The organism is Kribbella sp. NPDC051770, assembly GCF_040681455.1.
Lineage (GTDB): Bacteria > Actinomycetota > Actinomycetes > Propionibacteriales > Kribbellaceae > Kribbella.
The window spans coordinates 247,800-262,298 of sequence record NZ_JBFAYT010000001.1; the positions used below are offsets into that span (position 1 = coordinate 247,800).

Sequence of the window (14,499 nt, forward strand, 5' to 3'; positions counted from 1 at the left end):
TGCGGCGGGAGCGCCGCGCCCCGCGGCGACGGCTAGCTGAGGTGCGACTCCGCGTACGCGACCGCGTCGGCGTTGCCGAAGAAGCCGGGGAGGCCGCCGGTGTGCACGAACACCGGCCGGTCCCCCGGCCGCAGCGTGCCGTCCTCGACCGCGGCGATCAGCCCGGCCATCGCGCGGCCGGTGTAGATCGGGTCGAGCACGACACCTTCGGTGCGTGCGGCAACGGTCAGCGCCGCAGCGGACTCCTTGGTGAAGTGCGGGTAACCGGCGCCGACCTGCTCCCGGCGTACGCGCAACTCCTCAGGGGCGATCGTCCGGCCGGAGACCTCGCTCGCCAGCTCCGCGACCACCGCGACCGGATCGGCGAGCGCGCCGGTGTCGACGCCGAGCACGCGCTCCGGTCCGAGCTCGGCGACCAGCCCGGCCATCGTGCCGCCGGACCCGAGCGCGACGACCGCGGTCGTGAACTCCGGCAGCTGCTGCTTCAGCTCCTGCCCGCACTCGACGTACCCCTGCGCCCCCAGCGCATTCGATCCGCCGAACGGGATCAGCGCGGTCGTCGCCGACTCGGCGACGAGCTCCGCCGCGACCTCCGCGCGGTCGCGCTCCCCCGCCCACACGACCCGCGCCCCGAACAACCCGTCCAGCGCGAGATTCCCCGACCGCGACTGGCCGGCCTCACCAGGAAACACCAGTACGGCGCGCAGCCCGAGCCGCGCCGCCGCCGCGGCAGTCAGCCGGGCATGGTTGCTCTGCGGCGCTCCCGTCGTGACCACCGTCTCGGCCCCTTCGGCGAGCGCCGCACCGAGCGTCCACTCCAGCTTGCGGGTTTTGTTGCCCCCAGCACCCAATCCGCCGAGGTCGTCACGCTTCAGCCACAGATCGGTCAGCCCGATCGCCGCCGCCAGCCGCGGCGCGTGCTCGAGCGGCGTCGGCCAGGTCCCGAGTGACACCTTCATGCGTTCTCCTCAGCAAGCGCGGTGATCACATCAGCAGCCGGTCCCGTGCGGGCGTCGGCATACCCGGTCCCCGCCCACAGATGAACCTGATCCGGCTCCCCAGCGGCCGCCGCCGCAGCCCGCAACGGCCTGGTCAGATGATGAATCTCCGGATACCCCAGCGGCGCCCCCGCCTCGTGCCGCTCGATGAACCCGTTCCGGATCCCCCGCGCCGGCCGCCCGGTGAACGCCCGGGTGATGACCGTCTGATCAGCCCCGGCCGCCGCGAGCGCGTTCTTGTGGACGGCGCTCGCGCCGCTCTCGTCGGTCCGCAGCAGAACCGTGCCGACGGCAACGGCTGCGGCTCCGAGGTTCAACACGTCACGCACCTGCGCGGACTTGGAGATTCCGCCTGCCGCGATGACCGGCAGTGTGGTTTCCGCAACTACTTGCTCGACCAGCGCACGCAGCGAGACGACAGCCGGCTTCTCCGGGGTGTGGGTTCCGCTGTGGCCGCCGGCTTCTGTGCCCTGGGCAATCAATCCGTGCACCCCCAGCTCCACCGCCGCCCGGGCCTCGTCAACAGACGTGACTGTCGCCAGCACCTGCGTCCCAACCCCGGCCAGCGCCGCAACCACCTCAGCCCCCGGCAACCCGAACGTGAAACTCACGTACTCCACCGGCCGCTCCACCAGCAACGCGATCTTCGCCGCCCAGTGATCGTCGTCGTCCGCCACCATCGGCTCCGCCGCCAGATCCAGCCCGTACGCCGCCCCCTCCGGCGCCAGCTCCTCCGCGTACCGCCGGAACTCCGCCTCGGTCAGCCCCGACCTCCCCGGCACGAACAGGTTCACCCCGAACGGCACCTCAACGGAGGCCATCTCAGCACCCAGTGCCTCAGGCGTCTTGTAACCCCCGGCGAGAAACCCGAACCCACCCGCAGCCGAGACCGCCGAGACCAGCGCAGGCGTCGTAGCCCCGCCGGCCATCGGTGCCCCGATCACCGGCAGCGCCGACGCCGTCCAGGACGCAGCCATCGAGACCTCAGAGACCCTTGATCGCGGCCAGCGTCACGAGCGCCGCCTGCGTCGACTCGTACCCCTTGTCCTCGCGCGAGTCCGGCAGCCCGGCCCGGTCGAGCGCCTGCGGGTCGTTGTCGCAGGTCAGCAGCCCGAACCCGACCGGTACGCCGGTGCTCAGCCCGACCTCCATCAGCCCGTTCGTCGCGGCCTGGCAGACGTACTCGAAGTGCGGCGTGTCGCCACGGATCACGACGCCGAGCGCGACCACCGCGTCGTACCCGGCCTTCGCCGCGTGCAGCGCCGTCACCGGCAGCTCGAACGACCCCGGCACCCGGATCACCGTGTAGTCGGTGACGCCGGACTCGTCCAGCGCACGCTCGGCGCCGGCCACCAGCGCGTCGGTCACCTTCGGGTGCCACTGCGCGGCGACGACCGCGACCCGGGCGCCCTCCACCCGCGGCGTCTCGATCGTGGGTGCTCCACTGCCCGACATCTACAGTCCCTTCTCGTCGGTGCCGGTGGGCAGGTAGTGGCCCATCCGGTCGCGCTTGGTGCGCAGGTAGCGCAGGTTGTGCTCGGTCGGGTCGATCTCGATCGAGCGCCGCTCGACGACGTCGATCCCGTAGCCCTGGACGCCGGTCAGCTTGTCCGGGTTGTTAGTGATCAGCTTCACCGAGGTGATGCCGAGGTCGGCCAGGATCTGCGCGCCGGTGCCGTAGTCGCGGGCGTCGGCCGGCAGCCCGAGGTCGAGGTTGGCGTCGACGGTGTCGCGGCCGGCGTCCTGCAGCTCGTACGCCTGGAGCTTGTGCAGCAGCCCGATCCCGCGACCCTCGTGACCGCGCAGGTAGACCACCACACCACCCTCGGCGGCGACCTGCCGCATCGCCTCGTCCAGCTGCGGACCGCAGTCGCAACGCAGCGAGCCGAAGACGTCCCCGGTCAGGCATTCCGAGTGCAGCCGGACCAGCGTCGGCCCGTCGCCGATCTCGCCGCGGACCAGCGCCAGCTGCTCGGAACCGTCGACGGTGTTCTTGTAGCCGTGGGCAACGAAGTCGCCGTACCGGGTCGGCAGCGTCGTGGTCGCGACGCGCTCGATCTGACGCTCCGTCCGCCGCCGGTACGCGATCAGGTCGGCGATCGAGACCAGCACCAGGCCGTGCTCGTCGGCGAACGCGCGCAGCTCCGCGCCGCGCTTCATCGAGCCGTCGTCGTTCACCAGCTCGGAGATCACCGCGGACGGCCGCAGCCCGGCCAGCCGGGCCAGGTCGATCGACGCCTCGGTGTGCCCCGGGCGGACCAGGACCCCACCGTCACGCGCCCGCAGCGGGAACACGTGCCCGGGCTGGACCAGGTCGAACGGTTCCGACGCCGAGTCGGCCAGCACCCGGATCGTCTTGGCCCGGTCGGCCGCGGAGATCCCGGTGGCGATGTTGTCCCGGGCATCGACCGAGATCGTGTACGCCGTGCGCAGCTTCTCGCGGTTGTGCGGGGTCATCAGCGGGATGCCGAGCCGGTCCAGCTCGGCGCCCTCCATCGGGACGCAGACCACGCCCGAGCTGTGCCGGATCAGGAACGCGAGCAGCTCCGGCGTCGCCTTGGAGGCGGCGAAGATCAGGTCGCCCTCGTTCTCGCGGTCCTCGTCGTCGACCACGATCACCGCGCGCCCGGCCCGGATCTCGTCGATCGCGTGCTCGATCGTGTCGAGCTTCAGCACCTCGCCCATCGTCTAACCCACCACCACTGGTTCGGGGGCGGCCGGGACGGCCTCCCGCTTGTCGATCCGCCACCAGGCCACGAAGCCGAGCACGCAGAACAGTCCGTACACCACGTACATCGCCGCCGACGGGTAGAACTTCGCCTGCACCAGCAGCGGCACCCCGACCACGTCGACCGCGATCCAGACCAGCCAGAACTCGACGAACCCGCGAGCCATCCCGTACGTCGCCAGGATCGACCCGGTCAGGATCCAGGCGTCCCACTGCGGACCCCAGGAGCCGAGCTCCTTCAGCACGAAGTACGAGATCGCGTAGAGCACGACGGCCGCGCCGAGCATCTCCAGCCGCTCCCGGGCCGAGGCCCAGCGCGGCTGGACACCGGTCTTGGCGCCGCCGTGCCGGGTCTGGTACCAGCGGTACCAGCCGTACAGGCTGACGAGCGCGAAGAAGACCTGGCGGCCGGCCTGGCCCCAGAGGTCCTTGTCCTGCGGGGTGTCGAACAGCCCGCCCACGAAGACCGTGAACAGCAGCACGTTGCCGACGACGCCGACCGGCCACGCCGACACCAGCCGGCGCATCCCGAACAGCGCGCTGGCCAGGCCGAACACGTTCCCGACGATCTCACGCACGAGTACCGGCGAACCGGCGATGGTGACCTGCTCGTGCAGCAGCCAGTCGATCATTCGTCGCCTCCGGCAACACTCTTCGGAGCGGTCAGCAACCGCTCCACGTACTTCGCGATCACGTCGACCTCGAGGTTGACGGTGTCGCCGATCTTGTTCCGCCCGAGCACGGTCAGCTCCAGCGTGGTCGGGATCAGGCTGATCCCGAACGTCCCGGTCGCGTCGTCGACGTCGGTGACGGTCAGCGAGACGCCGTCGACCGCGATCGAGCCCTTCTCCGCGACGTACCGGAGCAGCTCGGGACCGGCCGCCACCCGGACGACCTCCCAGTGCTCGGCGGGCTCGCGGCTCGCGATCGTGCCGACGCCGTCGACGTGGCCCTGGACGATGTGCCCGCCGAGCCGCTCGTGCGCCGTGACGGCCCGCTCCAGGTTGACCGTCGAGCCCTTCTCGACACCGCCCAGGCTGGTCCGGCGCAGCGTCTCGCGCATCACGTCGGCGGTGAAGGTGCCGTCACCGGTCTCGACGACGGTCAGGCAGCAGCCGTTGACCGCGATCGAGTCGCCGTGACCGGCGTCCTCGGTGACCTTGGGGCCGCGGATGGTGAGCCGGGCCGCGTCGCCGTCCAGCAGGTCGAGCGACTCGACGGTCCCGAGCTCTTCGACGATTCCGGTGAACATCTACTTCCCTCCCAGGGGAGTCAGGGTGAGCCGGACGTCGTCGCCGAGGCGAGTGACGTCCGCAAGGGTGAAGCGCCGCAGGTGGTCGATAGATTCCGTGCCGAGGTCGCCGACGGCGGAGAAGCCCGAGCCGAGCAGCGCCGGGGCGACGTACGCGACGATCTGGTCGACCAGCCCGGCGCGCAGGAAGGCGGCGGCCAGCGTCGGCCCGCCCTCGAGCCACAGGTGGCGGATCTGGCGGTCGTCGAGCTGCCTCAGCACCTCGGCGGGGTCGTGGGTCGGGAGCAGCAGCGTCGGCGCCCGGTCGTTGCGGACCCGCGCCGTCGTCGGGATCTCGCGGTCGCCGACGACGACGCGCAGCGGCTGCCGGGGCAGCGGCTGGTCGTGCTCGTCGCGGACTGTCAGCTCGGGGTCGTCGACCAGCACGGTCTGGGTGCCGACCGCGATCGCGTCGCACTCGGCGCGCTTGCGGTGCACGTCGGCGCGGGCGGCGGCGCCGGTGATCCACTTGCTCGACCGGTCCTTGGCGGCGCTGCGGCCGTCCAGGGTGGTGGCGAACTTCCAGGTCACGAACGGGCGGCCGGTGCGGACGCTGTGCAGCCAGACGTGGTTCACGTCCTCGGCCTCGGTCTGGAGCACGCCCTGCTCGACCCGGATGTTCTTGCCGCGCAGCTTGGCGGCGCCGCCGGCGGCCTGCGCGTTCGGGTCCGGTACGGCGTACACGACGCGGGCGATCCCGGCCTCGATCAGCGCGTCCGCGCACGGGCCGGTCCGGCCGGTGTGGTTGCAGGGCTCCAGCGTCACGTACGCCGTCCCGCCGCGGGCGCGCTCACCGGCCATCCGGAGCGCGTTCACCTCGGCGTGCGGCCCGCCGGCCTGCTGGTGGTACCCCTCGCCGACCGGGAGGCCGTCGCGGCCGGTGATCACGCAGCCGACCACGGGGTTGGGGTGCGTACTGCCGATCCCGCGCGCGGCGAGCTCGATCGCGCGCCGCATCCAGGCGACGTCGACCGGCCCGAAACCAGTCACGGCGTTGTTCACAGACGGTCCCTCGTTGTCACGGACGCACTTCCGGGGTCTGTGACAACCGGCACGCTCCGCCACTGCCGCGCAGGCAGGACAGCGCACACCGATCGCGTGCGCCTCCCATCCGGACTTTCACCGTCGGTCCTGGAATTCCACCAGGTCAACCGGCCGACGAACTGCATCGACCGGGTCGCGGACTGTCACCGCCGGCTCGGAATTACACCGACCCCGGAGCACGCGAGTGGGTTCACTCGTCCTTGAAGTGTACGCCGTCGGCCAACGCCCGAGTTGTTGCCTCCATCACCTGGACGCGGACCCGCCGCCGGGGGGTGAACAGACGTATACCAAACGCCTATCCGGCCCGGACAGACTCAGCACTGCTACTACCCCGACCAGGTCCGGAGGCCCCACCGTGTCCGTCGAATCCCGCGCCGACCGCACCACCCAGCGGCTGGCCGACCTGCTGGCCAACGACCCGCAGTTCGCCGCCGCCTTCCCCGACGCGGCCGTCGAGGAGGCGCTACTGCGACCGGACCTCGGGGTGCGGGAGCTGCTCGACGTCGTACTGACCGCGTACGCCGACCGGCCCGCGTTCGCCGAGCGCGCCGTCCAGCTGTCGACCGATCCGGCCACGGGGCGGAATCGGGCCGACAAGCTGGCGGCGTACAGCACCTCCGCGACGTACGGCGAGCTCGCGGAGCGCCTGCGGGCGGTCGCCGCCGCGCTGGGCACGGGCGGTGCGCTGGGCGCGGGTGACCGGATCAGCTTCCTCGGTTTCACCGGCGTCGACTACACGGTCGTCGAGCTGGCGGCGACCGCCCTCGGCGCGGTCACCGCCTCGCTGCCGCTCGGCGTACCGGTGGACCGGCTGCTCCCGATCGTCGCCGAGACCGAGTCGACGGTTCTCGCCGCCGGCCTCGACCTGCTCGACACAGCCGTCGAGCTGGCCAGCCAGGACCCGACCGTCCGGCTGCTGGTCGTCCTCGATCACCGGCCCGAGATCCACGACGACGTCGATGCCCTGGCCGCCGCCCGGTTCGCCCTGGCCGGAACGCAGGTCGCCGTACAGACCGTGGCCGAACTGATCGCGGCCGGCGCCGACCACCCGATGCCGCCCGCGCCCGACGTCCGCGGCGAAGACCCGGCGCTGATCCTCTACACCTCCGGCAGCACCGGCACCCCCAAGGGCGTCGTGTTCACCCAGAATCAGATCGTCCAGATCTGGCGAACCGCTCCCCTGCTGAGCCGGCCGGTGCCGGGCCGGATGCCGTGGATCACCCTCAACAACCTGCCGATGGGTCACCTGATGGCCCGGCAGGTCCTGCACGGCACGCTCGCGGTCGGCGGTACGGCGTACTTCCCGGCCAACAACGACATGTCCAGCTTCCTGGAGGAGCTGGCACTGGTGCGTCCGACCGCGATCGCGCTGGTGCCCCGGGCCTGGGACGTGCTGTACCAGGAGTTCCAGGACGAGACCGTACGCCGCCGGGCCGCCGGTGCCGACGACGCCGGGCTGGAAGCGCAGGTGACCGCCGAGCTGGTCCAGCGGCTGTTCGGCGGCCGGCAACTGCTGGCCGTCACCGCCGCGGCCGCGATCTCCACCGAGCTGGCGACCTGGCTGGACTCGCTGCTCGACCTGGACCTGCTGGACGTCTACGGGATGACCGAGATCGGTCTGATCACCTTCAACGGGCGCGTCAGCCGGCCGTGGACGGTCGACTACCGGCTGATCGACGTACCGGAGCTCGGGTACTTCGGGTCCGACCAGCCGCACCCGCGCGGCGAGCTGCTGGTGAAGGTCCGGCTGCCGTTCTCCGGCTACTACCGGCACCCCGAGAGCACCGCGGAGGTCGCCGACGAGGACGGCTGGTTCCGCACCGGCGACATCTTCGCCGAGCCCGCACCGGACCAGTTGGTGTACGTCGACCGGCGTAACGCCGTGCTCAAGCTCTCGCAGGGTGAGTTCGTCGCGGTCTCGAAGCTGGAGGCGATCTTCGGCAACCACCCGCTGATCCACCAGATCTACCTGTACGGCAACAGCACCCGCGCGTACCTGCTCGCGGTCGTCGTCCCCAGCGAGCGCGCGGACGCCGATGACAAGAACGCGATCGCGGAAGCGTTCCAGGAGATGGCGAGGACGGCCGGGCTGCAGTCGTACGAGCTGCCGCGGGACTTCCTGATCGAGACCACGCCGTTCAGCCGGCACAACGGGCTGCTCACCGGCGTCGGCAAGCTCGCCCGGCGGAACCTGGCCGAGTTCTACCGTTCGCGGCTCGAGGAGCTGTACGCGACGCTGTCGAGCGGTCAGGCCGAGAGCATCCAGCAGCTGCGCGAGCACGGCGCCGAGCTCCCGACCGTCGAGACCGTCACGCGGGCCGCGAGCGCGCTGCTCGGTACGACGGGTGACGCGCTGCAGCCCAGCGCCCGGTTCTCCGACCAGGGCGGCGACTCGCTGTCGGCGCTGACCTTCGTCGAGCTGCTGAACGACATCTACGCCGTCGATCTGCCGGTCGGCGTGGTGGTCAGTCCGGTGATGGACCTGCAGGGTCTGGCCGACTACATCGACGCCGAGCGCGGTCCCAGCACGCGGCGGCCGTCGTTCGCCTCGGTGCACGGCGCGGGGTCGCAGGAGGTCTCGGCGCATGAGCTGACGCTGGACAAGTTCCTCGGGCCTGAGCTGCTGAGCTCGGGGCCGACGGCCGAGCCGGCGAGCGCCGTACGGACTGTGTTGCTGACGGGCGCGACCGGATACCTCGGGCGGTTCCTGGTGCTCGAGTGGTTGCAGCGGCTGGCGGGCAGCGGCGGGAAGCTGATCTGCCTGGTGCGCGGGAAGGACGACGCGGATGCTCGGGCGCGGCTCGAGAGCGTCTTCACCGGCGGCGATCCGGCGTTCGCCGCTCGCTTCGCCGAGCTGTCCGGGCATCTCGAAGTCGTTGCCGGTGACAAGAGTGACCCCTGGCTGGGGCTGACCGGCGACCGCTGGCAGCAGCTCGCCGCCGAGGTCGACCTGATCGTCGACTCGGCCGCGCTGGTCAACCACGTGCTTCCGTACCAGCAGCTGTTCGGCCCGAACGTGCTCGGCACCGCCGAGCTGATCCGGATCGCGCTGACCGGCCGGCTCACGCCGTACGTGTTCGTCTCGACCGTTGCCGTCGGCCAGCAGATCGCGCCCGGAGACTTCACCGAGGACGCGGACATCCGGGCGATCAGCCCGAGCCGCAAGCTTCTCGACGAGTACGCCGGCGGCTACGGCACCAGCAAGTGGGCCGCCGAGGTCCTGCTCCGCGAGGCCAACGAACGCTTCGGCCTCCCGGTCTCGGTCTTCCGCAGCGACCTGATCCTGGCCGAGCACCGCTACCAGGGCCAGGTCAACGCCCCCGACCTGTTCGCCCGCCTGCTCCTCAGCCTGGTCGCCACCGGCGTCGCACCGATGTCCTTCTACCAGCTGGACGCTGAGGGCCACCGGCAACGATCACACTACGACGGCCTCCCGGTCGACTTCGTCGCCCAGGCCGTCAGCACCCTCGGCGCCCGCGACCCCGGCGGCTTCACCACCTTCCACGTCGTCAACCCCCACGACGACGGCCGCGGCCTCGACGAGTACGTCGACTGGCTGACCGAGGCCGGCCACCGGATCACCCGCGTCCCGGCGTACGACGAATGGCTCGACCACTTCGAGACCGCCCTGCAGGCTCTCCCCGACCGCGAACGCCACGCGTCGGTCCTCCCCCTCCTCCACGCCTACCGCCACCCCTGGCCGGCCCAGCGCGGCGCCCTGGTCCCGAGCAACCGCTTCGAAACCGCCGTCCGAGCAGCCCACCTCGGTGACGACAGGGAGATCCCACCGGTGACCCCGGAACTGATCCGCAAGTACATCACCGACCTGCGGTACCTGGGCTTACTCGATTAGCGCGCCACCCTGGGCCAGGTAGGCGAACGTCGCCAGCCAGTGGTCGTGGTTGAAGTCGCCGCTGGTGACGCTGGGGAGGGCGGCGTCGAGGTGGGCGGTGACTTGGCGGTCGTCGTCGGTGAGGGCGGCGAGCTGCCAGGCCCGGGTGAGGTTGAGGCCTTGCAGGTGGCCCTGGCGGCCGTCGATCGGGTAGCGGACCTGGACGGGCTTCAGGACGGACAGGTCCGGGAGGAACGCGGGCAGCCAGGCGGCGAACTCGTGCTCGGTGAGGACCCGGCGCATCAGGTCGGCCTCGCACAGCGCGGGCGAGACGAAGTCCTCGCCGCTGGGCTCCCAGGCGATCGGGTAGTCGGTGTCGGCCTCGAACCAGGCGCGGGCCTTGTCACGGACGGCCTGCGCCAGCCTGTCCTGGCCGAGGGACTCGGCGGCCTCCAGCAGCAGGGCGAGTGCGAACGCCGAGTTCGAGTGGACGCCTGAGCGCACCGGCCGCGCGGCGCCTTCCAGCCACTCGACGCTGAGGCCGACGATCGTGTCGACCAGCGGCGTCATCGCGGCCGACCACTTCGGCGCCGCTTCATCGGGGCTCTTCGCAACGGCCGCGGCCAGCACCAGCGCCCACGCCCACCCGTACGGGCGCTCGAACGACGGCGAGCTGCGCAGGTACGCCGCCTCCGCCGCCAGCGCCTCCGCGGTCAGGTTCCGGTCCAGCGCCGCCCGGACCGCCGCCGGATCAGTGGCCTCCGGCAACAACCTGACCAGCAGCCAGTGCATGTGCACGCAACTGTGCCAGTCGTACGACGTGTGGAACGCCGGGTGCAGCTCCTTGACCGTGTAGCCGCGGGTGTCCTGGGCGACGTGGTCGAGCTGGTGCGGCGCCTCGGTGCGCAGGTTCTGCAGCGCGATCTCGACGTACCGCTGGCTCATCACAGGACTCCGAAGGCGAGGAAGTACATCAGGAAGATGTTGCAGACCAGCAGCGGGATCGCGGTCGGCAGCTGGGCCTTGATCGGTCCGTACCGGCTCTTCATGTCGAGCAGCGCGGCCGGGACCAGGTTGAAGTTCGCGGCCATCGGCGTGGTCAGCGTGCCGCAGAAGCCGGCCAGCATGCCGATCGCGAAGACCGTCGCCGGGTTGCCGTCGAAGGTCTGGACCAGCACCGGGTAGCCGATCGCGGCGGTCATGATCGGGAACGCGGCGAACGCGTTGCCCATGATGACCGTGAACAGCGCCATCCCCACGCAGTACACGACGACCGAGCCGAACAGCGACCCCTCCGGCAGCACGTGCGTGGTGACCTTGCCGACCGCCGTTCCGACGCCGGCGTCGGTGAACAGCCGGCCGAGCGTGGCCAGCATCTGCGGCAGCACGGCCGCCCAGCCGATCACCTCGAGCAGCCGGTGGCCTTCCTTGAGCGGGGTCAGGACCGACGGCGGACGCAGCATGATCACGCCGACGATCGCCGCCGCGACCGCCGACACGCCGAGCCCGATCAGCGTCTCCGAGCCCTTCTCCAGCAGCGGCTGGTCGCCGGCCTTGATCTTGGCCAGCCCGACCGCGAAGATCAGCGCCCCGAGCGGGATCACCAGCGGCGGCACGAACAGCTTGTTGCCGAACCTGGTCGCCGCGGCGACCTTCTCGCTGAGGCTCGTCGACACCTCGGTACCGCGGCCGAGCTGGCCGGTGCCGACCAGGACCGTCATCGCGATCACGACCAGCCCGAGCACCCAGGCCGGAGCGGTCTTGTTCACCACGAACGTGCTGTAGCCGAACGACGCGCCGAGCAGACCCCAGAACGCCGCGCTGCCGTACCGCTTGCTGTTGCTGGCGTCGCGCAGCGTCACGACCGCGCCGAAGAGGAAGATCAGCCCGCAAAGCCAGTAGAACCACTCGACCTTGATCACCGGTCGGCCTCCTTCTTCTTCATGGCCGGCGGCGCGCCCTCGACCGCCATCAGGCGGTCGAGCTGGCGGTCGAAGTAGAGCATTCGGGCGCCGTGGATGAGCAGCGCGCAGACCGCGGTCGGGATCGCCCAGAGCGCGACGTGCAGCGCGTCCAGCTTCAGCCCGTACGTCGAGTCGACGAACCCGGTGATCAGCAGGATCGACCCGACCGCGATGAAGACGTCCTCGCCGAAGAACACGCCGACGTTGTCGACCCCGGCCGAGTGGCCCTTGATCCGCTCCTGGACCGCCTCGGGCAGCTTGCGCCCGTACCGGCGCTCGGCGGCGCCCTCGGCCATCGGGTAGATCAGCGGCCGCACGGTCTGCGCGTGCCCGCCGATCGACATCAGCCCGACCGCGGCGGTCACCTGCCGGATCACCTGGTACGCCGCCAGCAGGCGCCCGGTGGTGAGGAAGGTGAGCTTGCCGATCAGCCGCCGCGACTGCTCCTGCAGCCCGAACCGCTCGACCAGCCCGATCACCGGCAGCACCACGATGAACAGCGTCACCGAACGGCTCCCGGCGAAGCCGTTGCCGAACTCGTTGAGGATCTTTCCGGGACTCAGACCGCCGAGCAGCCCGGTGGCGATTCCCGCCACCGTGACCACGACCAGGGGATTCAGGCGCAGGGCGAACCCCACCACCACCAGCAGGACTCCGATCAGGACCAGCACCGCACTGCCTCCGCTTCTGCTGAGTGGTTCGGGCGGTGCGATCGTATGCATTGTTGAACAAACCCACAATCACTTGATCGCATTCGTTGCCAAACTTTTTGCCTCGCCCTGCTCACGGGCGGCTGGTACGGTGGCTGTGAGTCACCGGATTTCTGGAGGAGACAGCGACCGTGGCAGGAGTCGACGACGACATCTCGGGGTGAGTCCCGAGGTGACAGGCCATCGAGCCGGCGTTCCGTACGCCGTTGCCGTGGCCTGATCGGCGTTTCCTGACCACTTCCCGCTCGCCCTGCGTGGCGGCGTACTCACTGTTTCGCGAGGTCTCCCGCATGTCCGACACATCCATCGTCTGCTCGTCGCTGTCGTTCGCCTGGCCCGACGACACCCCGGTCTTCGCCGACCTGTCCTTCGCGGTCGGCCCCGGCCGGACCGGTCTGGTCGCGCCGAACGGCGCCGGCAAGTCGACCCTGCTCAAGCTGATCGCCGGGGAGCTGACGCCGACCGGCGGCAGCATCTCCGTCGACGGCGTCCTCGGGTACCTGCCGCAGTCGCTGCCGCTGGGCGGCGACCTGACCGTCGCCGAGGTGCTCGGGGTGGCGCCGGTCGTCGCCGCGCTGAACGCGATCGAGTCCGGTGACGTCGACCCGAAGCATTTCGATGCCGTCGGCAACGACTGGGACATCGAGGAGCGCACCCGCGCGCAGCTCGAACGGCTCGGTCTGGACGCCGATCTCGACCGGCGGCTGAGCACGTTCTCCGGCGGGCAGGTGATCTCGCTGGGGCTCGCGGCGCAGCTGCTGAAGCAGCCTGACGTGCTGCTGCTCGACGAGCCGACCAACAACCTGGATCTCGATGCCCGGCGCAAGCTGTACGGCGTACTGGAGAACTGGAACGGCTGCCTTCTGCTGGTCAGCCACGATCGCGCGCTGCTCGACCGGATGGATCGGATCGCCGCGCTGGAAGGCGGTGAGCTGCGCTCGTACGGCGGGAACTTCACGGCGTACGAGGAGGCGATCGCGGCCGAGCAGGAGGTCGCCGAGAAGAACATCCGGTCGGCGGAGCAGGACCTGAAGCGCGAGAAACGCGAGATGCAGCAGGCGCGGGAACGGGCGCAGCGGCGGGCAAGCAACGCGCAGAAGGGGTTGAAGGACGCCGGGCTGGCCCGGATCTTCGCCGGGAACATGAAGCGGTCGGCGGAGGTCTCCGCGGCGAAGGCGAATGCGACGCATGCGAACCGGCTGAGCGACGCGAAGGCGAAGCTCGACGAGGCCGGGCGGGCGCGCCGGGACGAGCCGAGGCTCGCGCTGGAGCTGCCGGGGACTGCGGTGCCTGCTGGGCGGACCGTTTTCGAGGGGTCTGGTCTGCTCGTTCGCGATCTGTTCTCTGGTGACGGGGTTTCGCTGAACATCCGTGGGCCGGAGCGGATCGCGCTGTCGGCGCCGAACGGGACCGGGAAGTCGACGCTGCTGCGGTGGATCGAGGGCTCGCTGGCCGGCGGTTCGGTCAAGCGTGCTGACGGGCGGATCGCTTACCTGTCGCAGCGTCTGGATCTGCTCGATCTCGACCGGACGGTCGCGGAGAACCTGGCCCACTTCGCGCCGACGATGCCGGAGGCGCAGCGGATGAATCTGCTGGCGCGCTTCTTGTTCCGCGGGCAGCGGATCCATTTGCCGGCGGGTGTGCTGTCCGGGGGCGAGCGCCTCCGCGCGACGCTCGCGTGCGTCCTGTACGCCGAACCGGCGCCGCAGCTGCTGCTGCTGGACGAGCCGACGAACAACCTCGACCTGGTCAGCGTGGAGCAGCTGGAGTCGGCGCTGAACGCCTATGAAGGCGCCTTCGTGGTCGTCAGCCACGACGAGCGCTTCCTGTCGGAGCTGGGGATCACGCGGCACCTGACGTTGACCGGCGGCCAGCTGCTGGAGTCAGCGCCGCCGGTGTCGGCCTGACCTCTCGCCCCTCCCTTCCCTCCCG

12 protein-coding genes and 1 riboswitch are annotated in these 14,499 nt (G+C 70.7%); of the genes, 2 read left to right on the top strand and 10 right to left on the bottom strand.

Features of this window, described 5'->3' with window-relative positions:
• Positions 1 to 32 precede the first annotated feature (32 nt).
• Genes AB0M01_RS01215 through ribD form a run of 7 tightly spaced genes read right to left on the bottom strand, consistent with a single transcriptional unit; the run spans position 33 to position 5,974 of the window.
• Complete coding sequence (locus AB0M01_RS01215) at positions 33 to 959, bottom strand: pyridoxal-phosphate dependent enzyme (RefSeq protein ID WP_363664830.1); 927 nt, start codon at positions 957 to 959, stop codon at positions 33 to 35.
• Positions 956 to 1,975 (bottom strand): nitronate monooxygenase, encoded by a 1,020-nt coding sequence (locus AB0M01_RS01220; RefSeq protein ID WP_363664831.1) that lies wholly within the window; start codon positions 1,973 to 1,975, stop codon positions 956 to 958. Before AB0M01_RS01220 ends, AB0M01_RS01215 begins: the two co-directional genes overlap by 4 nt.
• A gap of 7 nt (positions 1,976 to 1,982) precedes the next feature.
• Positions 1,983 to 2,453 (bottom strand): 6,7-dimethyl-8-ribityllumazine synthase, encoded by a 471-nt coding sequence (ribH, locus tag AB0M01_RS01225; protein WP_363664832.1) that lies wholly within the window; start codon positions 2,451 to 2,453, stop codon positions 1,983 to 1,985.
• Entirely contained in the window at positions 2,454 to 3,683 is a 1,230-nt protein-coding gene (locus tag AB0M01_RS01230; protein ID WP_363664833.1) for a bifunctional 3,4-dihydroxy-2-butanone-4-phosphate synthase/GTP cyclohydrolase II, read from the bottom strand. It lies immediately after the preceding gene.
• 3 nt (positions 3,684 to 3,686) lie between these two features.
• Entirely contained in the window at positions 3,687 to 4,358 is a 672-nt protein-coding gene (gene pnuC, locus AB0M01_RS01235) for a nicotinamide riboside transporter PnuC (protein ID WP_363664834.1), read from the bottom strand.
• Complete coding sequence (locus tag AB0M01_RS01240; protein ID WP_363664835.1) at positions 4,355 to 4,978, bottom strand: riboflavin synthase; 624 nt, start codon at positions 4,976 to 4,978, stop codon at positions 4,355 to 4,357. Before AB0M01_RS01240 ends, pnuC begins: the two co-directional genes overlap by 4 nt.
• Positions 4,979 to 5,974, bottom strand: a complete 996-nt coding sequence (gene ribD / locus AB0M01_RS01245; protein WP_363666182.1) for a bifunctional diaminohydroxyphosphoribosylaminopyrimidine deaminase/5-amino-6-(5-phosphoribosylamino)uracil reductase RibD — start codon at positions 5,972 to 5,974, stop codon at positions 4,979 to 4,981. It lies immediately after the preceding gene.
• Between the two features lie 137 nt (positions 5,975 to 6,111).
• Positions 6,112 to 6,245: riboswitch (FMN riboswitch) on the bottom strand.
• Positions 6,246 to 6,416: 171 nt separating this feature from the next.
• Here ribD and car point away from each other — a divergent pair.
• The gene (gene car / locus AB0M01_RS01250) at positions 6,417 to 9,914 is read left to right on the top strand and encodes a carboxylic acid reductase (RefSeq protein WP_363664836.1); all 3,498 of its coding nucleotides are present in this window, start codon (positions 6,417 to 6,419) and stop codon (positions 9,912 to 9,914) included.
• On the opposite strand, the gene AB0M01_RS01255 is transcribed toward car, so the two are convergent.
• Genes AB0M01_RS01255 through AB0M01_RS01265 form a run of 3 tightly spaced genes read right to left on the bottom strand, consistent with a single transcriptional unit; the run spans position 9,903 to position 12,528 of the window.
• Entirely contained in the window at positions 9,903 to 10,838 is a 936-nt protein-coding gene (locus AB0M01_RS01255) for a DUF2891 family protein (RefSeq protein ID WP_363664837.1), read from the bottom strand. The two genes, car and AB0M01_RS01255, sit on opposite strands and share 12 nt — an antisense overlap.
• Positions 10,838 to 11,815 (bottom strand): DUF979 domain-containing protein, encoded by a 978-nt coding sequence (locus tag AB0M01_RS01260; RefSeq protein ID WP_363664838.1) that lies wholly within the window; start codon positions 11,813 to 11,815, stop codon positions 10,838 to 10,840. The genes AB0M01_RS01255 and AB0M01_RS01260 overlap by 1 nt, the downstream gene beginning before the upstream one ends.
• Positions 11,812 to 12,528 (bottom strand): DUF969 domain-containing protein, encoded by a 717-nt coding sequence (locus AB0M01_RS01265; RefSeq protein WP_363664839.1) that lies wholly within the window; start codon positions 12,526 to 12,528, stop codon positions 11,812 to 11,814. The genes AB0M01_RS01260 and AB0M01_RS01265 overlap by 4 nt, the downstream gene beginning before the upstream one ends.
• 329 nt (positions 12,529 to 12,857) lie before the next feature.
• Between AB0M01_RS01265 and AB0M01_RS01270 the strand changes: the two genes are divergently transcribed.
• The gene (locus AB0M01_RS01270; protein WP_363664840.1) at positions 12,858 to 14,474 is read left to right on the top strand and encodes an ABC-F family ATP-binding cassette domain-containing protein; all 1,617 of its coding nucleotides are present in this window, start codon (positions 12,858 to 12,860) and stop codon (positions 14,472 to 14,474) included.
• The last annotated feature ends 25 nt before the right edge of the window (positions 14,475 to 14,499 follow it).